18 protein-coding genes are annotated in these 20536 nt (G+C 44.7%); 9 read left to right on the top strand and 9 right to left on the bottom strand.

All coding sequences use genetic code 11. The features are described from left to right. The first annotated feature begins 2 nt into the window (after positions 1-2). Positions 3-884 (top strand): PepSY-associated TM helix domain-containing protein, encoded by an 882-nt coding sequence (locus tag AYY17_RS01040; RefSeq protein ID WP_067420576.1) that lies wholly within the window; start codon positions 3-5, stop codon positions 882-884. After that, positions 881-1996, top strand: a complete 1116-nt coding sequence (locus AYY17_RS01035) for an ABC transporter substrate-binding protein (protein WP_067420572.1) — start codon at positions 881-883, stop codon at positions 1994-1996. The genes AYY17_RS01040 and AYY17_RS01035 overlap by 4 nt, the downstream gene beginning before the upstream one ends. A gap of 198 nt (positions 1997-2194) precedes the next feature. Here the strand turns inward: AYY17_RS01035 and AYY17_RS01030 are convergent, their stop codons facing one another. From AYY17_RS01030 to AYY17_RS00990, 9 genes are all read right to left on the bottom strand, one after another. Then, positions 2195-3829 carry an FGGY-family carbohydrate kinase gene (locus AYY17_RS01030; RefSeq protein WP_067420570.1) on the bottom strand — a complete coding sequence of 545 codons (1635 nt, stop codon included), beginning with the start codon at positions 3827-3829 and terminating at the stop codon, positions 2195-2197. An 11-nt stretch (positions 3830-3840) separates the two neighbouring features. Next, positions 3841-4788, bottom strand: a complete 948-nt coding sequence (locus tag AYY17_RS01025) for an ABC transporter permease (RefSeq protein WP_067421280.1) — start codon at positions 4786-4788, stop codon at positions 3841-3843. After that, positions 4788-5783, bottom strand: coding sequence for an ABC transporter permease (locus AYY17_RS01020; RefSeq protein ID WP_067420568.1), 996 nt, complete (start codon positions 5781-5783; stop codon positions 4788-4790). The genes AYY17_RS01025 and AYY17_RS01020 overlap by 1 nt, the downstream gene beginning before the upstream one ends. Further along, a complete protein-coding gene (locus AYY17_RS01015) occupies positions 5776-7269 on the bottom strand; it encodes a sugar ABC transporter ATP-binding protein (RefSeq protein ID WP_067420566.1) in 1494 nt (497 codons plus the stop codon). Before AYY17_RS01015 ends, AYY17_RS01020 begins: the two co-directional genes overlap by 8 nt. 81 nt (positions 7270-7350) lie before the next feature. Beyond that, entirely contained in the window at positions 7351-8325 is a 975-nt protein-coding gene (locus AYY17_RS01010; RefSeq protein WP_067420564.1) for a substrate-binding domain-containing protein, read from the bottom strand. A 513-nt stretch (positions 8326-8838) separates the two neighbouring features. After that, the gene (locus AYY17_RS01005) at positions 8839-9348 is read right to left on the bottom strand and encodes a YbaK/EbsC family protein (protein ID WP_067420562.1); all 510 of its coding nucleotides are present in this window, start codon (positions 9346-9348) and stop codon (positions 8839-8841) included. Between the two features lie 203 nt (positions 9349-9551). Further along, a complete protein-coding gene (locus AYY17_RS01000; protein WP_067420560.1) occupies positions 9552-9803 on the bottom strand; it encodes a hypothetical protein in 252 nt (83 codons plus the stop codon). Continuing rightward, entirely contained in the window at positions 9796-10872 is a 1077-nt protein-coding gene (yedE, locus tag AYY17_RS00995; protein WP_235845233.1) for a YedE family putative selenium transporter, read from the bottom strand. Before yedE ends, AYY17_RS01000 begins: the two co-directional genes overlap by 8 nt. Before the next feature lie 176 nt (positions 10873-11048). Then, positions 11049-12434 carry a TrkH family potassium uptake protein gene (locus AYY17_RS00990; protein ID WP_412779002.1) on the bottom strand — a complete coding sequence of 462 codons (1386 nt, stop codon included), beginning with the start codon at positions 12432-12434 and terminating at the stop codon, positions 11049-11051. A gap of 299 nt (positions 12435-12733) precedes the next feature. Here AYY17_RS00990 and AYY17_RS21410 point away from each other — a divergent pair, with 299 nt between their 5' ends. From AYY17_RS21410 to AYY17_RS00970, 7 genes are all read left to right on the top strand, one after another. After that, a complete protein-coding gene (locus AYY17_RS21410) occupies positions 12734-12913 on the top strand; it encodes a hypothetical protein (protein WP_156656601.1) in 180 nt (59 codons plus the stop codon). Between the two features lie 27 nt (positions 12914-12940). Next, a complete protein-coding gene (locus AYY17_RS00985) occupies positions 12941-14236 on the top strand; it encodes a hypothetical protein (RefSeq protein WP_067420556.1) in 1296 nt (431 codons plus the stop codon). Positions 14237-14341: 105 nt separating this feature from the next. Next, positions 14342-15553: a DNA cytosine methyltransferase gene (locus AYY17_RS00980; RefSeq protein ID WP_067421278.1), complete on the top strand. Its 1212-nt coding sequence runs from the start codon at positions 14342-14344 to the stop codon at positions 15551-15553. Next, positions 15550-16206, top strand: a complete 657-nt coding sequence (locus AYY17_RS22005; RefSeq protein WP_235845232.1) for an ATP-binding protein — start codon at positions 15550-15552, stop codon at positions 16204-16206. Before AYY17_RS00980 ends, AYY17_RS22005 begins: the two co-directional genes overlap by 4 nt. A 74-nt stretch (positions 16207-16280) precedes the next feature. Next, positions 16281-17975: a histidine kinase gene (locus AYY17_RS22000; protein WP_235845231.1), complete on the top strand. Its 1695-nt coding sequence runs from the start codon at positions 16281-16283 to the stop codon at positions 17973-17975. A gap of 28 nt (positions 17976-18003) precedes the next feature. Next, on the top strand, positions 18004-18519 hold the full coding sequence (locus AYY17_RS21995) for an ATP-binding protein (protein WP_235845230.1): 516 nt from the start codon (positions 18004-18006) through the stop codon (positions 18517-18519). Continuing rightward, a complete protein-coding gene (locus AYY17_RS00970) occupies positions 18512-20314 on the top strand; it encodes a response regulator receiver domain (protein ID WP_067420554.1) in 1803 nt (600 codons plus the stop codon). The genes AYY17_RS21995 and AYY17_RS00970 overlap by 8 nt, the downstream gene beginning before the upstream one ends. Positions 20315-20536 lie beyond the last annotated feature (222 nt).

The following is a 20536-nucleotide window of genomic DNA, read 5'->3' as shown; positions in this document are numbered from 1 at the left end:
GTATGGCTCAGTATATAACACGTAAAAACTGGCTCAGATTACATTTCTGGCCGGGGATTATTATCGGGTTCTTTATTTCACTGATCGGAATGTCCGGCGCGGTGTTATTACTGAAAAAACCGGTGCTGGAATGGGAAATCGGTAAAGCGGTGCTTTATGCGCCGCCGGTAACCGGAACCACTGCTTTTTTGTCGCCGGATATCTGGCGGCAGAATGCGCAGACGGCTTATCCGCAGCTTTCCCGCGTTATGGGAGAAGCCGCTCCGGGGCGCGGCTTTATTCCGGCAACAAATGCGATGGTTTTTGGTTCAGTTTCTCATTCTGACAAACTGGGGATCGCCTTTATTGACCCGGTAAGTGGTGCACCGAAAGGGTTTATTGTTTTTGATGAGCTGATATTCTCACAGATTGTTTCCCTGCACCGGACTCTTTTATTACCACCGGTTTCCGGCGGCTGGCTGGTCTTTATATCCGGCATTGTTCTGACCCTCTCTGTTATCAGCGGGATTATTTTGTGGTGGCCGCGTAAAGGATGGCTTCAGTTTATATCTGCATTGTTCTTATTCCGTACGGGATTACAAGGCGCGGCAAAGTGGCGGCAGTGGCACTATTTTTTTGCTGTCTATTTTTCTCTGCCGCTGTTACTTCTCGCGGTGACCGGTATTTTTCTGGCGCGCCCTGATATGTTGTCAATAATAGCGGAATATAAACCTCTTATTACTCAGTTACACCGCGATATGGGTATCGGGATCCCCGGTATTATTATCGCGCTTATTTCCGGCATATTATTACCGCTGCTGTATATCAGCGGTATTGTTATCTGGTGGAAAAAAAGAAAATCTCAGCGTAATCACACCTCTTCTGTCAACGGGAATATAAAATGACAGTATTAACAAAACTGAAAATAGCCTTATCTGCGGGGCTGTTAATGTGCCCGCTGTTTTCTCAGGCGGTCATGGTCACTGATATTACCGGTCGTCAGGTCGATGTGCCGGATAATGTAAAACGAATTTTACTGGGCGAGGGCCGGATGATTTATCCGCTCTCCATACTGGAAAAGGACGCGCCATTTAAGCGGGTTGCGGGCTGGCAGGGCGATTTCCGTGATTTGGATGTTCAGGGTTATGCAGCGTTTAAAGCGGTATTTCCGCAGACAGATGCGATTCCTGTGGTCGGCGGTGGCTCAGAAGACACCTTCAGTGTTGAAAAAGCATTAGCATTACAGCCTGATCTGGTTATTTTACCCATGACCGGCGGACATGGTCCGGGTGCCGGCAGTGAAGCCGCACGCTTATTAACATCAGCGGGTATTGCGGTTATTCATGTGGATTTCAGCCAGCATCCGGTAAAAAATACTCAATTAAGTATGCGTATTCTCGGGCAGGCTATCGGAAAAACAGCAGAGGCGGAGCGGTTTAATCAGTATTATCAGCAAAAAATGGATGATGTGATTACCCGTATCCCGGCTGATATTCCGGCAGATAAGAAACCGGTTATTTTTGTGGATTATTTACCCGGTTTACAGGAATGCTGCGGTTCACCCGGTAAAGGCAGTCTGACGGATATGATTAATCTTGCCGGCGGCACGGCGATTGGCGAAGCGATTATTCCGGGCGCTATCGGTAAATTAAACCCGGAATATATTTTAAGCCGTCACCCGGATGTCTATGTTGCCACCGGTGTATTTCCCGAAGGCAGCAGGGGCGTGACATTAGGCTATTCGGCAACACCTCAGGCGGCACAAAGCAGTCTGAAAATAATATCTCAGCGTAACCCGATTGGTGAATTATCCGCCGTTGAAAAAGGCAGGGTTCATGGCTTATGGCATATTTTCTATGATTCGCCTGAGAATATTATTGCCCTTCAGGCATTAGCGAAATGGCTGCATCCGGAACTGTTTACTGATTTAGATCCCGAAGCGACCCGCAAAGAATTATATGAGAAGTTTATGCCGATCCCGGCGACGGGGGTGTTTTCAGTGACGCTGGAAAAATAATAATATACTCGTCATACTTCAGGATGCCTGGGTGTTGACTGCGCAAAGCCCGCCGGGTCACATACTTATGTATGCTCCCCGGCGAGCTTTGCTTGTCGCCTACATGCATCCCGAATTATTTAGAGTATATATTCTTATTCATTATTCATTCAAACTGCAGGTTCCGGTGACTAAGTATTCGCCGGAACCTGTTGGTTATTATACTTCAGACATTAATTGCCGGTAGCGCTGGTCATCATGATATAACTGATGAAATACGCGGTATTTGGCATCATAAAATCGTTTAATGCTTTCCGCCTGTGGTGTCACGGTTTTACTGATGCGGCTCATGGCCTGCATGGCTTCCGGAATAGAGGCATAGAACCCGGCAGCAACAGATCCGAGCATCGCAGAGCCGAGCAATACCGCTTCACTCTCTTCCGGTAACAACATTGCGCAACCTGTGGCGTTAGCGTGTTCCTGAATAAAAATCGGGTTTTTGGTCCCGCCGCCGCAGCCCATAATAGTATCAATGGCATACCCGGCTTTATTCATCTCTTCAATAATATGGCGCGTACCCAGGGCAATCGCCTGAATAGTTGCCAGATAAATCAGCGCAAGGTCATCAGGCGTCTGAGTCATACGCAGCCCGGTTACAACACCGCGCAGGTTCGGATTCGCCCGCGGAGAGCGGTTGCCGTGAAAATAGGGCAGCACATGAATATGGCGCGTCAGCAGGGCGATATCTTCTTTTGACCCGGCAAGCGCCAGCAGGCGGTCATTCAGAAACTGATAAACCGTCTGATGTTGCTGCGCTGCCAGTTTCTGCACATCCTGATATTGCGGATGAGACGTGATCATGTGATCAATCAGCGCGCCGGTGGCAGATTGTCCGCCCTCATTGAGCCAGTAACCCGGGATCATGGCGCTGTAATACGCCCCCCAGACTCCGTCAATAAAGCGGGCATTTTTTGACACCGCCATGTGACAGGAGGATGTTCCGCCAATCAGCGCCATCCGGGTGTTGAAATCCGGTTTTGCACCGGTGGCATCCGCCGCACCCAGCACGCCGATACCGCCTGCGTGTGCATCTATAATAGAGGTCGCAACCGGCGTGCCCGGTATAAGACCGAGATCTGCGGCGGCATTCGGTGTCAGCCCGTTACCGACAGGTTCACCCATCGGACGGATTTGACTCCCGATAATCTGTGCGTCATTTTCCAGTAAATCAGCCAGACCTATCTGGCGGAAAAAATGACTGTCCCAGCGATCTTCATGACCGAGGTATGTCCATTTACAGACGGTGGAGCAGAGAGAACGGCTGTTAGTGTATGTCGCTTTCCAGGTCAGAAAATCAGGCAGATCAAAGAAATAACCCGCTTTTGCCCAGGTGGTCGGCATATTCTGTTTGAGCCATAACAGTTTCGGCGTTTCCATCTCCGGAGAAATTCGGTTACCGACATAGGCCAGCACAGGGTGCTTTGTATCATTTATCCGCTGTGCCTGACTGATGGCGCGGTGATCCATCCACATAATAATATTTTGCTCACTGCGCCCGGTCGGGCTGACGGTCAGCGGCTGTCCCTGTTTATCCAGAACCACGAGAGAGCAGGTAGCATCAAAGCCCAGCCCTTTGACCTGAATAGGATCTATACGCGCCTGGGCAACGGCATCTTTTACCGCCAGGCATACGCTTTGCCAGATATCATCAGACGATTGTTCAACAAAATCTGCCTGCGGTTTAAACTGGCGGATATCCCGCTTTGCTTCACCTTTTTTACGCCCTGCGGCATCAAAAACACCGGCCCGGGCGCTGCCGCTCCCGACATCCACACCAATAAAATAGACACTCATAATTCGCTTCCTTATGACCGGGCTTTCTGCAATGCAATAAATAAGATAAGAATACCGCCCCACAACGCCATGATGAGATAGCTGCTCACACCCAGCAGGTTCAGCCCGCTCTCCAGCATCTGTAAGACAAATAAGGCCAGTACGATCCCGATAATGCGCCCGAAGCCGCCATCCGGATTGACGCCGCCGAGCACCGAGGCAAGAATGGCGATCAGCAGATAGGATTCCCCGTAACCGGCTTTGGCGGAGTTAAATTTTGCCATCATAATAATGGCGGCAACCCAGCACAGAACGGATGAAATGACATACACCGCAATAATGGCTTTCTGTGTATTCAGCCCGGAAAAACGGGTCGCTTTTTCATTCGAGCCCATCAGATAAACAGTGCGTCCCAGCGGGGTATATTCCAGTAAGCCCCACAGCAGAAACGCAAACAGCAGGAACAGGATAAGCGGCATCGGGATACCGGCCAGTGTGCCGTTACCCAGCCATAACAGTGACGGCGGAAAACCGGAAATCACTGTACCGCCGGAAACCAGCACATTCAGCCCGTTGATTAACGTCATCATGCCGAGTGTGGCAAGGATAGGGGAGACACCCACTTTGGCGATCAGGAACCCGTTAATCAGCCCGATCACAATGGCGGTCACTAATCCTGCCAGCAGTGCAGGCAGTAGCATCGCGCCATCACCGGGACTGAGTGCCAGCACACTTGCCATTACCAGCCCGCTGGCATTGGTGGTGGCAATAATGGACAGATTGATCCCGCCGGTCAGCATACAGACCGACATGGCCAGCGCCAGCATACCCAGCAGCGGCATCTGTGAGGTCATTGACTGAAAGTTGGACAGAGAGAAAAATGGCCCGGCGTTAAAAATCCCCTGTAAAATCAGGATCCCCGCCATAATGACCAGCAGATAAACAATATTGCGGTCGCTCCGCAGATTCAGCATTGACATCATGACAGATGACCTCCGTTAGCCGCCCGGCGTTTTTCATTGTACGCGGTCAGGCTGATACTGATTACAATAATAAAACCGGTCAGAACCGTGTGCCAGTAAGACGGAACGCCCGTCAGTGTCAGTCCGTTCTTCACGACAGCCAGCAGCGCAACCCCCAGAATCACACCGGTGAGCGAGCCTTTTCCGCCCGACATGCTCACCCCGCCCAGAACCACGGCGGCGAGCACGGTTAATTCAAATCCCATCAGGGCATTCGGTGCCACAGACTGGGTTATCTGTGTTTGTACCACAGAAGCAATACCTGCCAGCGCACCCATGTAACCATAAACAAACAGCATGACACCCAACAGACTGATACCGACACGCTTTGCGGCATCAGCATTGCCGCCGACCGCGTAAATCTGGCGCCCGATGCGGGTTTTGCTCATCAGAAAACCGGTAAATATAATCACCGCAATCAGAGTCAGTATCGACAGGGAAAGCCCGTAATCGTAACCATCAGTGCCGGTAAATGACATCACTTCCACGCCATCCATAAACCATTCCGGGAAGCCGTACAGCCACTCGCCGTTGGTAAAATAAATCAGCAGACCAAAAAAGATATTCAGTGTGGAGATAGTAATAATGATGGACGGCACTTTCAGGCGATAGATAAGCAGGGCGTTAATCAACCCGAGCAACAGTCCGGTGACCGCGGCAATGGCAAAAGCGATAAAGAAATTGCCGCCCTGAGACAGAACATACGTCGCCATTACATACTGAGAGATGGCCGCCGTTGCCGGAAACGAAATATCTATCCCGCCGGAAACCAGTACCACAAACAAACCACAGGCCATAATGGCAAGGATTGCCGTGCTGGTGGTCATATCAAAAACATTGCCCAACGTCATAAAATCTTCATTGGTGACGCCGAGGAACAGGCAGAGCAGTACAATTAATACTGCCAGCCAGAACTCGTGGTGCTGTAACAGCCCCCGCAGTGAATTAAGCATTGACAGCCTCCATTATCTCTTTCTCTGTCGATGTTAACGGACTGAATTCATGGGTAAAACGACCTTCTTTCATCACAATAACCCGGTGACTGTTATAGAATACTTCCGGAATTTCATCACTGATCATCAAAATAGCCATGCCTTCATCAGCCAGCATCCTGATTATCTGATAAATACTCTCTTTGTTTGCGACATCCACCCCGACTGTCGGTGAATCGAGGATAAGAATATCGGGTTTGGCAGCGATCCATTTGGCGATCGCTATCCGCTGGGCATTACCGCCGGATAAACTGGTGACCGGCAATGCAGGATCGGACACTTTTATCTGTAGTGCCTCTATCAGTTCGCTGACTAATTGATGTGCCCTGGTGTTGTCGAGTAATCCGCTTTTGCGGGTCAGACGCGGCAGCATCACGGATGTGGTGTTGTCATGAATAGATTGAGCCATTACCAGTCCTGTGCTCATTCTGTCTTCTGACACATAACCGATGCCGTGGTTAATCGCGTCCCGGTTGGAGCGTAATGTGACCGGTGAACCCTTTATCTGCACTGTGCCGCTGTCCGGTTTTGTCATGCCGAATAACGCAAGGCACAGCTCTGTGCGCCCGGAGCCGAGCAGTCCGGTAATACTGACCACTTCTCCGGCGCGCAGTTGCAGGTCGATATCATAAAATTGTTTTTGTTTTGTAAGTTTTTCGGTGGAGAGACATAGGTTTCCCCCGGTGTTGTACGCGGGTAATGGTGTGAACTCGAAACGCTGTCCGGTCATAAGGTAAGCCAGCTCATCACTGTTCATCTCATGGGCGTTATAGGTTCCGATTAATTTTCCGTCGCGGATAACAGAAATCCGGTCTGAAATTTCCATCACTTCATCCAGCTTATGGCTGACAAACACAACAGTGACCCCGGCGGCTTTTAAATCAGCCACCACGCGGATCAATTGATTGACCTCACTGCGGGTCAGAGACGCGGTCGGTTCATCCATAATCACCAGCCGGGCATCATTTGCCATGGCACGGCAAATAGCGACCAGCTGACATTCAGCAATAGAAAGTTGTTCAACACGCTTATTCAGGGGCAGGGAAAGACCAATACGGTCCGTAACAGCCTGTGCCTGTTTCAGCTGATGCCGGCGGTTTGCCAGCCCTTTGTACCATTTAACATGTTCCTGAATAATAATATTTTCAGCAACGGTCAAATTCGGAAACAGCGAGAGATCCTGATAAATTATCTGAATTCCCTGCGCGATAGATTGTTGCGGCGTTAATTTACTGTAGCTTCGTCCGTCAATAATAATCTCAGCACCATTTTCCGGTGAATGAACGCCGGAGATAACCTTGAATAAGGTACTTTTGCCGCAGCCATTTTTACCGGCAAGACAATGAACCTCGCCCCGGTTAAACGTCAGATTAATGCTGTCGAGAGCAATGACGGAGCCGAAGTGTTTTGAAACCTGTTTTAAGGTAATCAGTGCATCTTTTGACATATACAAGCCCATAAGGGCAGCAGCTGCGCTGCCCTTTTAATAAACAAACGGAAATACGGAAATGGCAGAATGACTAAAAAATCAGAAACCGAGTGAGGTCGCGTTGCTGCTGTCAACTTCCAGGATTTTATTAAACTTAATTACCTGCTTTTTGGTATCGATTTCTGCTTTACCCAGACCTTTCACTTCAACGCCGTCAGTGACTTTCTTGCCATCCAGCATATCTTTGGAGACAGAGACCAGGGCATAGCCCGCATCAGCCGGGTTCCACAGGAAACCACGTTTGATTTCACCGCCTTTCAGGTAAGGTGCAGCCTGCGCCGGCATCAGGATCCCTGCGGTACTGATTTTATTTTTAGCACGTTTTTTCTTGATAGCTTCACCGGCACCGATCAGACCCAGTGAACCGTAAGAGACAATCCCTTTCATTTCAGGATGAGCTTTCATCAGGTCATTTGTCGCGGCAAAAGAGGCATCAATACTCTCTGCGACCGGCATACGGCTGGTGACTTCGAACATCTCCGGGTAGGTTTTTTTCTGGTATTCGATAGCCAGATCAGCCCAGTTATTATGCAGAGGAACGGTCAGTGAGCCGACATAAATCACATAGCCGCCTTTGCCGCCCATATTTTTTGCCAGTTCATCCATGGTGGCTTTGGCGTAGGCATCGTTATCGATAGTTTCGATATCCCAGTCAGCGTTATGGCCATCCGGTGCTTCGTGAGTCAGGATGACAATACCCTGTTCGCGGGCTTTCTTAAAGACAGGCTCAAGAACGGTAACGTCATTAGGCACCACGGTAATGGCATCCACTTTTTTGGCGATCAGGTCTTCGATGATTTTAACCTGCTGAGCCGGATCCGGAGTGGAAGGACCAACCTGATAGGCATTCACGCCAAGATCTTTTGCTGCCTGCTGAACCCCTTTATCCATCTGGTTAAACCATGGAATACCGGAGACTTTGACAACGTTGACGATTTCATATTCTTTTGCAAATACACTGGCAGAAAAGAGAGCAACAGATAATGCCGCGATTTTAAAATAGGCTTTCTTCATCGGTAATGACCCTTTATAGAGATACAGAGAGTGTTGTAGGGAGACCAAAATGAAACCTGACTATAGGTGCGGGACAGCAGGAAAAGGAGGGGGAGTGCGAGAAATGTGATCTATGTCCGAAAATGATATCCATTGGTTAAATTAAAGATGCAAAAATGTTACAAATGAATTTAAATGTAATAAAACTACATATAAAACTATCACTTTAATCATTAATTAACAAAATAAATCATATTTAATAACAAAATCGGCGGGACAATGTTAATGCCGAAATGAATTAATTATTGACATTTTAAGTAAAGATTATTAAATACAATAAAAACAGGCTGAACCGATTGTTTGCAATGTAATTAAAGTTCGAATTTCATAATAATGTGATATTAATCACATTGCGGTGCAGTTGAACCACTCTGATGATGTAATAAAAGAACATTATATTATTATTTTTATATTATTGTTTGATTATTAATGAATAATATTCTTTTTTACACCGGCTAAACCAGACGCGCAGTATCAGAGAATAAAACTAAGCTCCTGCGGTTTCACAATGGCCCGGTAGTCTTCTGCATTCAATACGATGGTTTCGGTTAATGTTCCGGCATTAAAGGCAATCTCGGAATAGCGCTCAAATAATACCGGGTCAATAACCAATTCAAGATCCGGATTAAAGGTAAAAGGCGCAAGTGCGCCGGGCACGCAATCTGTTAATTCCTTCACCTGATCGGCGGTTGCGAAGGACATTTTCTTTCCGCCGAAAAAACCGGTCAATTTTTCACCATCAATTTTTTCATCACCCGGCAGTACTGCCAGCACATTTTTCTTTACGCCATTACCTTTTATTTTAAGAATAACGGCCTTGGAGCATTGACCCAGCTCTACATCACGCATTTGCGCGACTTCACCGGAGGTAAACCCGAGCGCATCATGGCTCATTATTTCATAACGGGCGTGGTGTTTATCTAAAAGGGCAGTGATTTTATTAAGAGTAGTGATTTTATAAAGAGTAGTATCTGGTGCCGACATGTTGTTTCCTCTTATATACCCTTATTCATTCAAACTGCAGGTTCGTTGGCGGCATGAAGCCAGACGAGTCACATACTTGTGTATGCTCCCCGGCAATCGGAGCTTGCCGCCTTCCTGCATCTTGAATGACGTTGGGTATATATTGTGATAATTGATCAGAAAAGAGCAGCTATGTACTGCTCCTTTCTGTTTATTCGATACAGTTACGCGTTTTTATCCATCCAGACCTGTTTATAATCCGAACCGGATACCCGCCAGATTTCCCTGATATCTTCACCGGTATAATCCAGATAGGCATTTTCAGTATTAAAACCGGCAATCAGCGCGGTTTCACATTCTGTCGATACCTTGCGGGGCGCATCTGTCACAGAGGATTCTACGGCATTGGCGTGTAATTGGCTTTTAAGTTTTTTTACACCATGCTGAGCATGGAATAAAAACAAATAATTATACACTCTGTTCTTCCCTTGTTTTTTTATTGGCCATGCGGGTATAGATAATACCGATAGATACCGTTAATAATAAACCAATAATAACAATCAGTTTACCGTTTCCGGTAACACCTGCCGGGCTGGATGCATAAGAAAAATTATGTGCAAAAGCAGCCCCGATCAGCATACCGAGGACACTGACCGCCGCGTCTGTATTACCCTGACCGGCATTCGCCAACTGACGCAGCGGACACCCGGTAATAAAGACACCGCATAAGCCGACAAGCATCATGGACAGAAAATTCCACACGCCATCAGTATGTGCAATCGGCTGGTTTTCAAATCCGATATTAATTTTTCCTGTCAGGGCATTTCCGGCAATAATAATGATGAGCAGGGCAATAACGCCGATAGCCATATTATAATTACGCGAGAGAAAAATATTTTTCGCCATACCAATAAAACAAAACCGGGTACGCTGGATAATCACACCGATAATAAGACCGGCAAAAATGGCCATCCAGACCGGTGCGTGGCTTGCCCCCGGACCTTTTACACTGGATTTGAATATTGTACTGTCAACAATAAACATAATGAACAGAACAAGACAAATAGCCGGCAGGATCAGACCTTCTGCTGCGGATTGCTGATAATTACGCGGTAATGAAAACCCTTTTTTAAGGAACAGACTGCCTCCCCATATTCCGGCAACAAGACCAAATAACCCGACAACGGCATTTAAATCCCCGGCACCTATCCGCAGGATCATTCGCAGCGGACAGCCTAAAAAAACCAGGCAACCGGCCATCATCAGAAAACCTAAGGTAAAACGGATAACGGGTGCCGATCCCGCTTTAGACTGAAATTCTTTAAAAATAACAGCGGCACCAAATGAGCCAAGAATAAAACCGAAAATTTCAGGGCGGAGGTATTGGACGGTTTCTGTATTATGTAACCCCATACTACCGGCACTGTCACGGATAAAACAGGCAACACAAACCCCCATATTGGGTGGGTTTCCGTATATTCCGAGGATTAATGCACAGGCACCGATAATAATACCAGCGATAATTAAGATGAGTTTTGTTGACATTATGTAACTCCGTTACGGAGATGTTATCTCCTGACTAATAGAACCTATTAAGTACAGAGTAAATATACAGCAGTGAACATTAATATCTTGTATCCGGGTCAAATATTACGGATAGGATGAAACCTAAATTATATTTAGTGATCAGGCTAACAGCGCGGTAAACAGAATAAATATCATTACGGCCAGTTACGCCAGAAACTGACAGAAAACAGCACCAGCAGGGTATAAATCTCCAGGCGGCCTAATAACATAGCAAAACAGAGCAGATATTTTGCTGCCGGTGATATTTCACCGAAACCCGGAGCCGTTAATCCGAATCCCAATCCCATATTATTAATACAGGCGGCCACACTGGCAAAAGAGGTCATTAAATCGTATCCCATCAGATTGAGACACCAGATAAAAATACAGGTACAGATAATATAGAGAAAAAAGAAGCTCAGAACGGAATTGATTAACCGGTGCTGAATCACGGTATCGCCGATTTTAATCCGCGTTTGTGCTTTCGGGTGGATAAGCGAATAGACTTCCTGCCAGCTCTGTTTGGATAAAATCAGAAAACGGATAGCTTTAATACCACCACAGGTAGAACCGACACAACCACCAAAAAAGCTGGCAAACAGCAGTAATACAATAATATGAGACGGCCACTGTGCATAATCAGCGGTAGCTAATCCGTTATCTGTCAGCATTGAACTGGTCAGGAAAAAAGCATGAACAAAAGACTCTTCCGCTGAGGAGTACATATTTGCCCGCCAGACTTCAAAAAATACCAATCCGATAATAAACGCAGCAACGGCAAAATAGAACCGTAACTCAGTACTGCTGAAAAGGGGTTTCAGGCTTCGCTTTGCCAGTGCCATAAAATAGAGTGTGAAATTCACCGCAGATAATAAAGAAAATATTCCCGCAACTAACTCAATAGCAGAGCTGTTAAAATACCCGATACTTTCACTGTAGGTTGAAAAGCCACCGAGAGAAACGGTTGATAACCCGTGACATAAGGCATCAAACCACGACATTCCGGCAAATTTAAAAGCGACAATACAGAGGAAACCCAGCAATAAATACGTGAACCATAAATTACGGGCAGAGCTTGCCAGGCGCGGTGTTAAGCGTTCATCTTTAAAGGGACCGGCCATTTCAGACTGATATAACCGCATCCCGCCTATCCCGAGCAGGGGAAATATCGCGACGGCGAGGACAATAACACCCAATCCGCCGATAAAATTAAGCTGAGCACGATAATAAAGAACAGAGCGGGGCAAATCGGTGACATTATGAAAAACAGAGGCACCCGTTGTGGTAATACCGGAAATTCCTTCAAATAATGCATCTTCAAATGCCATATTAAGGTGATCATCCAGCCAGAACGGCATGGCACTGATAATTGAAAATAACAGCCAGAACACAGCAATGACCAGAAAGCCATCGCGGGTCTGCAATTGTAATTCTGTGGTTTTACTGCGATACCAGCAAACTATCCCTGCCGGAAAGAAAATCAGAAAACTGGTCGCGAATGCAAAAAAACTCTGCTCCCCGGCGGCCAGCGCAACCAGCATCGGCAACAGCAGCGTCAGGCTGTATATCACAATCAGAAAACTGCTCAGATGGATGATTACTCGGGAGCGGGTTGAGAGCACAGGGTGACCACCTGATTTTTCTTATTTAATAGCGAATTGTATCAGTAAAATAGTCGTTGATGGTGAATTAATTAAGGTAGGATGCAGGGAGATATATAAGCAGAGCCCGGTTGGATGGTATAGTAATGCACTACATAATAATGCGCATTACAGCAAGTGATTATCACTCTATAATTCATATACATTAACAGTTCACTGTACTACAAGGAATATTGGTCTTGAGAAAATTATTTTTGCTATGTCTGATATGTGGTGTTTCTTATAATGCATATTCAAGTGAAGAAATTTGCTCCGGGGATATGATCTCCGCTAATGATTTTAATAATTTTATTTTTTCTCAAGAGCAACCATTTAATGATTCTCTGAAAGAAATAAAAGCAGCAGGCAAAGATTTCTGATTATGTTAGCCAAAAAAGGGATACGCAATGTCAGAGATTAATTCACACGATTCTGTACATATCTTTCCCCAAGATCGGGAAACTCTCTATCATTTGGTCTGGCGCGAGCCTGCGGAGCGTATAACTGCGCTGTATGGCATTAGTACTGAGTTACTGGTGAAACGATGTAGTGAAATGCGGATACCCAGGCCGCTTGCCGGTTACTGGAAAGCTCTGGCGAAAGGGATTGCGCCGGCAATCCCGGCACTGCCTGCTCTGAAAAAGGATAAGGTGGTAAAGACTCTTAAGAATAACAACCCATCAGTGCAACCGCCCTGCATTGTGGTACCAAAACCAGCGCCTTTAGTAACCCGAAAGCAAGTTCTTGTTACAGGGAATGGCTATGGATTGATAAATGATCTCAAAACGTATCTGCCAGTCTCCCCGGTTACAGAAGATGGCTATTACAAGCCTACTAAAAAGAAATTACTGGATCTCAACGTTTCTGATACGGGATTTGATAGTGCAATAGAGTTTCTGAGTCGCTTCTTTGATGCCCTGGGGAAAAAGGGGTACCGTGTTACGCTGGATGTGCCGGTAGCAATGCTGCATCGTGCGGATATTGATATTAAGGAAGACCCGAAAGGGGAAGGATATCGTTGGGACAATTTATGGCGGCCTTATAAGCCAAGTATTATTTATGTTGAGGATATGTGCTTTGCGTTTAATCTTGCTGAAATGACGGAGTATGTTCCAGCGAAAAAAGTTAAAAACCGCTATGTACGTGACGAACAGATAGGACGGTGGACGCGGGGAAGAAATAGTGAGCTTTTTCGTCACGTATCGAAACATACTTTGCCTACAGGGCGATTCCTGTTGCAGCTTTACTCACCTTATTCTTCCGCTAAATGGTTACTTCAGTTCCGGCAGACAAAGCAGTGTGGGTTGATTAGTCAGATCCCTAAAATGATTTCTGCTATGCAGGAGGCTGTTCCGCTAATTTCAACGCAGTTAGAAAAGGCCAGAATTGAAGCCGATGAGTGGCGCATTCAGCGTGAGCGGGAACATTCTATATATCTGGAAAAGGAGCGGATAGCTCGGGAAAAGGAAGCGTACAGCTCCAGTCGTACTGAGCTGAAGTCCATCATGGTTCAGTGGACTGAAGACAAACAGCTGGAACAGTTTTTTCACGAAGCAGAGTTAGACGCAGCAATGCTTGATGAGCAGCAGAAGATACAGATCATGGAACGTCTGCAACTAGCCCGTCAGTTCATGTCTGAAGATACGGCGATTGAACGGTTGTTGAAGTGGGAAACGCCGAAAGAGAAGTTAAGCAAAAGATGAGCTTGTACAGGATTTCTGGTTAGGATCACATCAGCGGGGGACATTTGCCACAAATGTCACGTATAATGTTAGAATCTCAACTTTAAAATTATAAGTATGTATAAACTGAAAGCAATTGATTTATTTGCAGGAGCGGGCGGTCTTTCTCTTGCAGCCTTAAAGGCTGGTATTGATGTTCAGGCTGCAATTGAACTCGATAAACAGGCTTCTGAGACATATTACAGCAACCTTGTTGGTAAGCTCGGTGCGCAGACTCAGGTGTTCTCACAAGATATCAATGATGTTGATATTGATTCCCTGATGAAGTACCAGTGTATCAAACAGAGTGAACTTGATATTTTGCTAGGAGGTCCTCCGTGCCAAGGCTTTTCGACGCATCGTATTAACGATGCAGGGAAAGATGATCCAAGAAATGCTCTTCTGATACGCTATTTTGACTTCGTTAAAAAACTTAGGCCGAAGGTTTTTCTGGTTGAAAACGTACCAGGCCTACTTTGGCCCCGCCATGCTGAATATTTGAATAAATTTATCTCTCTTACAAGAGAGCATGACTATCATATAATTGGTGGTAAACCTTTTATTCTGAATGCCAGAGACTATGGCGTACCACAGAATCGTAAGCGTGCTTTCATACTCGCAGTCAGAAAGGATATATGTACCAATGGTTTTGAATGGCCTCCAAAAGCAACGCATACTAAGTCAGGCTCAATATCTTGGGTGAAGTCCTCTACTGTATTTGAACGCCCCTCTCAATCAGTGTTGATTGAGTTTAAAGAAAGGTTGATTAAGAAATTTAACTTTACAGTTGAAATGGCAGAAAATTGTATCAGTCAGTTGGTATGGGGTGAGGCTATTGCATCCAATGATCCTGGTAATGTTCACATGATGCATTCGGCAGAAATGATTGCTCTTTTTGAGAACACACCTCTCCTTGGTGACAGAACGGAATCAGGGAGAATGTTAGATTGTCATAAAAATTACTGCGGACATTTGGACGTATATGGAAGGATTTATCCTCATATACCTTCAAATACAGTTACGACAGGGTGCAATAACCCATCGAAAGGCCGTTTTGTTCACCCTTGGTTACCTCAGGGTATTTCGTTAAGGCACGCGGCTCGATTACAGACTTTTCCTGATGACTATGTTTTTCAGGGTGGGTCAATGGCTGTTGCGAAACAAATTGGAAATGCGGTTCCTGTGAAGCTTGGTGAGATACTGCTGGTTTCAATAATTCAACTATTATTGACGAAATCTTCCCCAAGGATTGAAAACTGTATTGGGGAAGTTGATTGTGATAAGGAATGTACATTATGACTCAACATGTTACGTTTCAAACTCGAGCAAGAACGATTGACCACCTTGGACGCGAACAAATAGCTGACTGTCCGACAGCTATATCGGAACTGTGGAAGAATGCTTACGATGCCTATGCCCGACAGGTTAACCTTCATATTTTTGATGGAGAGATGAATATCTCAGCCATTGTGGATGATGGACACGGTATGAACCGTGATGAATTTGAATCTAAATGGTTGATAGTCGGTACAGAATCTAAAACTAATGGTTTCTCGATCCCTGAAACCGACCGTGATGGTCTTCTTGAGCGCCCCAAGCAAGGTCAAAAAGGTATCGGACGATTATCCTCTGCTGCACTTGGCCCGCTTCTATTACTAATTTCGAAACGTCAAAATAGTGATTTTGTTGTGGCGCTTATAGACTGGCGATTATTTGAAAATCCGTTTTTGTATCTGAGCGATGTCAGAATACCGGTCAGAGAGTTTAGCCATAAAAATGACCTATCAGAAGCTCTTCCATTGCTGTTCGACCAAATGATGGGGAACATCTGGGGAGAATCGGATGATCCAGAACGGACAAAGAGGATTGCTGATGCCTGGAGTGCATTCAGCAAACAGGAAATCGAAGATGGATTGGAAAGCACGACGCAGGAAAAATTGAACATACGCTGATTCAGGATGTATTCAAAGATGAGCACTTCAGTAAATGGTCAGTATGGTCGGGTGATTCCCAACATGGGACTGCCATGTTTATTGCTGATGTACAGTATGATCTCTACATCCAATTGTCTAACACGCCACTTAATCAAGCTGATGATACGGAGAAAAGTACTCGTGAACGATTTTTCCAAACACTCTCGAATTTCACAGATCCCTTTTCTCGAGAAGGTGAACCGCTGATAGATGACTTTACTTATAGAGTTATAGGTTGGGTAAATAGTGCTCCACGGGTAATAATCGGTCAGGAGCGAGAGTTTGATCTTCGTAACCTTGAAGACATAGAACACGTTATTGAAGGGCAAGTTGATAGCGAGGGGTATTTCAAGGGGAGGGTTAAAGTGTTTGGAGAATGGATTGAAGATTATGTAATAAAACCAAAACAGATATATAAGACTCGTAAAGATAGTGCATTCGGTCCCTTCCATTTGCGTATAGGTGCGTTTGAGATGAACTTTAATAGTTCTTCGCTGAACGCCTCTCAACATGCACATTTTATTGAACAGTCGGAGAAATACTCGGGGTTTAGAGTTTATCGCGATGGGTTACGAGTAATGCCATATGGAAGGGCTGATAGCGATTATTTTGCAATTGATGAACGCCGTTCTAAGAATGCAGGCCGATACTTCTGGTCTGGTCGACGGATGTTTGGACGTATTGCTATTACTCGTGAGAATAACCCAAACTTAAAAGATAAGGCTGGTCGGGAAGGTTTCATTGAGAATCGTGCATCGAAGTTATTTCGTGAAATTGTAGAAAAGATTTTATTGGATTCTGCGGATAAGCATTTCGGACGTAATGCTAAAGGTAGGCTAGATGCTCTTGAGGATATAAGAGAAAAGAAAGCGTCATTAAAGGCTGAGGAAGACAGAAATAAGCTACTCAACAAAGAGCGCAAACGTATACGTACGTCAATGAAGCGTAATATAAGTTCACTCACCTCTTTGGTATCAACGTTGTCTGAATTTAGTGAAAGTCTTTCAGGAAGACTAAGCTTGGACTCTATCGATGATCTTCATGCACTTAAGAAAACAACTGACGATTTCTCTGAAACAGTTCAAGGTTATTCATTAAGTCCTTTACCTACAAATTTAGGGCGTTTGGAGGATGAATACCGTACTTATAGGAAAGAGGAGTTGCGCTGCAAAGAGATCATTAAAGATCTGACTTATGTGATAAACAAAGCTATTGCAGACTCCACTCAAAAAAGTGACTACGAAAAGGCATATGAAGTCTATCGCAGTAAGCTTTCAAGCATCAATAATGCAATTACCCGTTATGCTGCTCGTGGTAAAGAGATGCTCCTTAAACAGCAGGTTGAGCTGGAGGAACTTATTCGTCACTGCCGTGAGCAGTATAAGCTTATTATGGAGGAAAGCCTTGAGGACTTGAAGCTTGCTAATATTACATTGCCGATCGTGCTTGATAAGCTGGATGCAGAACAACAAAGAATAGAAATCGAAAATACTCAGAAGTTATCTCCGTATGTAACAGCCCTTGAACGTATCAATGAACAAATAGACTTAGAAAGTTTAGCCATTCATAGCATGAACGAGACTGTCCGTTATCGGGATGAGTTAGCGCGGTTGCACTCACTAGCCCAACTTGGCATAACGGTTGAAATTATTGGACATGAACTTGATGGTTTGGATCAGGAGCTGACACACGCTTTGAAAGTTATTAGTGATGGTGAATTAACACTATCTCAGCAAAAAAAATATTGAGAGAGCTTTACATTGTCATAGTTCTTTAATGGATAAACTTAACTTTCTATCGCCACTCAAACTATCTGGAAAAAAAGAGATTCAGAGAATAACAGGCGAAGGAATTGAAGAATACATTGCTGGGTATTTTTCAAAGCAACTTGTATCAGCAGGTATTCAGCTTTCATGTACACCTGCATTCAGAAAAATGTCCCTTATGGACTTGCAATCACGTATATATCCGGTGTTCATAAATATAATTAATAATTCAATATATTGGGTGCAGCGGCGAGATGATAATAAAAGAGAGATTATCCTAACCTTTGATAATAATGAAGTTTTTATATGTGATGATGGACCTGGCGTGGATAGCGATGATCTAGACAGTCTATTTACGTTGTTCTTCACACGTAAACAAAAGGGTGGTAGGGGCGTAGGGCTTTATCTTTGCAAACAGAATCTGATGGCTGGCGGACATAGTATTCGTTATGAAGCTAGAGATGACTTTAAGGTGCTTAGTGGTGCTAATTTTGTGATTGCTTTTAAAGGATTAACCAATGACTGAAATGACACTGACCTATCCTGATCTGATAAAGGAAGCTTTTATAAATCCGATTCGTAACGTCACGGTTATTGATGATGAGTATCCAACACTTTTATCGCTAATAGACCTACAAAATCGGCCTTTGGGCGAGAATATAGCAACTGTAGCTGAAACGAATAGTGCAAATATTGAGCGGCTCAAGAAAATTATTGGCATGTGCCATGCCAGTTATCAGTGGAGTATCGATGTTTTTGATGGACATACTCCTAATTTTGGAGGAACTGAGGAAATACCACCACATATTCATCATAGCGACTTGATTGTTCTGGACTATCACCTCGATGGCGATGCGGACGTAGATAATGGTATGCGTGCTAGAAAGATTCTCCAATCCCTTGACCAGAATAATCACTATAATCTTACACTGGTGCATACAAAAGGGTATGTAGGTGAGATCGAAACTGTTTTTGTAGAAATTCTGAAAGATTTTATTCGTATTGAGCCTTCTCATTCTCTTCTTCCATCTGAAACGGTTGTTAATAATATGGAAGAGTGGATGGATGCAAATGAAGATGGTAGGGCCTATCAGTGGATGAACGCAGATATCAAGTTACGAACTATTTTTGATATTTATTTTTCGCCAGAACCTGAAAAGTGTATTAACCCACGTAAGCCGACACACCCCTTAAATGCTTTCATTACAGATATAAATAAAGTGGCCGAGGAAGCAGGACTGTCATGTAGTGATCTCATGAAATGGCGGTTTTCTGACATATTAAAAACAAATGGAGTGACTTTCGAGGCCGATGCTCGACTGGATTTGCAGTGGTATTGGGATGAAGATACTAATTTTATTAGCACAGGTAAAATGTTTATTTCTGTTATCAGAAAGAGTGCTGAGAATCCAGAGGATGAACTCATAGGTTCGCTTAGTACTGCTTTGACTAAGCATAATGCGTCACCAATGCACCTATTGATGGCAAAAATGCGCTATGAATTGAACGAAAACGGAATTGAGCAAGCATCAAGAATTATTAGTAATCGATATGCTCAAGCTGGCTGGTTATATAATCTACTTCAAAATGCTGATAATGACTCCGCACATGATAAGGCGATTAATTTACACTGGGAGCAACTGGCTACAGCCTCACGTTTGGTTCTTCGTGATTTCTCTAAAAAAATTATGGGTGTTGCTAATATCGATTGCCAAGCTGATGTCCAAAGATTTGTTCAAAAATTCTTCGATGAATGCATAGGTAAAAAAGACTTGGCTTTAGGTCATCTTAATGCTTTTTCTTGTTCTATGCCTGTCAGTAATAATCACCTTATAACTGGTACCGTATTGAATATTGAAGGGGAAATATGGGTATGCATTACCCCTGCATGTGATCTAGTACCAGGGCAAAAAATTGCTCAGTGGCAGTCACGCATTGGAGAGTCTCATTTAGTTTTTAAAGCCGTGAAATTTGATAGTGTTAAGTTGGAAACTGCAAATGGAAAGGCGAATCGTAATGAATATATTTATCTTAATGTCGATGGTATACCCGAAGCATACTGGTTAGGCAGCGATAATCCTTCTTGGGATACATTTTATGCCGGAGCATTAGGGTGCTATGGTGATGGTTATAAAATATCACTTGCAGGAGTACGTGAAGATATTACAGTTGAAGGTAAGCCACTTGTGATGAAAACGTTACAGGCTTTTGCTATTGCTGAGCTTCGTTATGAATATGCTCTTAATTTACTACATAAATTTGGTTCCTCGCAAACACGTGTAGGCCTTGGCTTTCAGGAAAATAATAATATTTGGGCTTAGATACTAGAAAAATATCATTTAGTATCTACCCGCTGAGCACGTAAAGAAAAGGGGGGAGTGGACAACCCCATGAACGCCTGAATAATCTTCCGTCTGCGATTTACCGGAAGCAACTGGAAAACTCTAATCAGGACTGTTTCAGATAGGGGGAAGTGGACAAGACAAGAGGGAGCGGACAAGTTTTTATGATATTTAGTGTAGCAGTAAACAGCATGAAATTAA

Source organism: Morganella psychrotolerans (genome assembly GCF_001676055.1).
GTDB classification, from domain to species: Bacteria; Pseudomonadota; Gammaproteobacteria; order Enterobacterales; family Enterobacteriaceae; genus Morganella; species Morganella psychrotolerans_B.
This window is presented reverse-complemented; position numbering and strand designations above follow the sequence as displayed.

Excerpts from the sequence above, each read along its gene's own strand:
- AYY17_RS01040 (WP_067420576.1), top strand. The coding sequence starts at position 3 with ATGGCTCAGTATATAACACGTAAAAACTGGCTCAGATTACATTTCTGG.
- AYY17_RS01035 (WP_067420572.1), top strand. The coding sequence starts at position 881 with ATGACAGTATTAACAAAACTGAAAATAGCCTTATCTGCGGGGCTGTTA.
- AYY17_RS01030 (WP_067420570.1), bottom strand. The coding sequence starts at position 3,829 with ATGAGTGTCTATTTTATTGGTGTGGATGTCGGGAGCGGCAGCGCCCGG.
- AYY17_RS01025 (WP_067421280.1), bottom strand. The coding sequence starts at position 4,788 with ATGTCAATGCTGAATCTGCGGAGCGACCGCAATATTGTTTATCTGCTG.
- AYY17_RS01020 (WP_067420568.1), bottom strand. The coding sequence starts at position 5,783 with ATGCTTAATTCACTGCGGGGGCTGTTACAGCACCACGAGTTCTGGCTG.
- AYY17_RS01015 (WP_067420566.1), bottom strand. The coding sequence starts at position 7,269 with ATGTCAAAAGATGCACTGATTACCTTAAAACAGGTTTCAAAACACTTC.
- AYY17_RS01010 (WP_067420564.1), bottom strand. The coding sequence starts at position 8,325 with ATGAAGAAAGCCTATTTTAAAATCGCGGCATTATCTGTTGCTCTCTTT.
- AYY17_RS01005 (WP_067420562.1), bottom strand. The coding sequence starts at position 9,348 with ATGTCGGCACCAGATACTACTCTTTATAAAATCACTACTCTTAATAAA.
- yedE (WP_235845233.1), bottom strand. The coding sequence starts at position 10,872 with ATGTCAACAAAACTCATCTTAATTATCGCTGGTATTATTATCGGTGCC.
- AYY17_RS00990 (WP_412779002.1), bottom strand. The coding sequence starts at position 12,434 with ATGCTGGTTGCGCTGGCCGCCGGGGAGCAGAGTTTTTTTGCATTCGCG.
- AYY17_RS00985 (WP_067420556.1), top strand. The coding sequence starts at position 12,941 with ATGTCAGAGATTAATTCACACGATTCTGTACATATCTTTCCCCAAGAT.
- AYY17_RS22005 (WP_235845232.1), top strand. The coding sequence starts at position 15,550 with ATGACTCAACATGTTACGTTTCAAACTCGAGCAAGAACGATTGACCAC.
- AYY17_RS22000 (WP_235845231.1), top strand. The coding sequence starts at position 16,281 with ATGTTTATTGCTGATGTACAGTATGATCTCTACATCCAATTGTCTAAC.
- AYY17_RS21995 (WP_235845230.1), top strand. The coding sequence starts at position 18,004 with ATGGATAAACTTAACTTTCTATCGCCACTCAAACTATCTGGAAAAAAA.
- AYY17_RS00970 (WP_067420554.1), top strand. The coding sequence starts at position 18,512 with ATGACTGAAATGACACTGACCTATCCTGATCTGATAAAGGAAGCTTTT.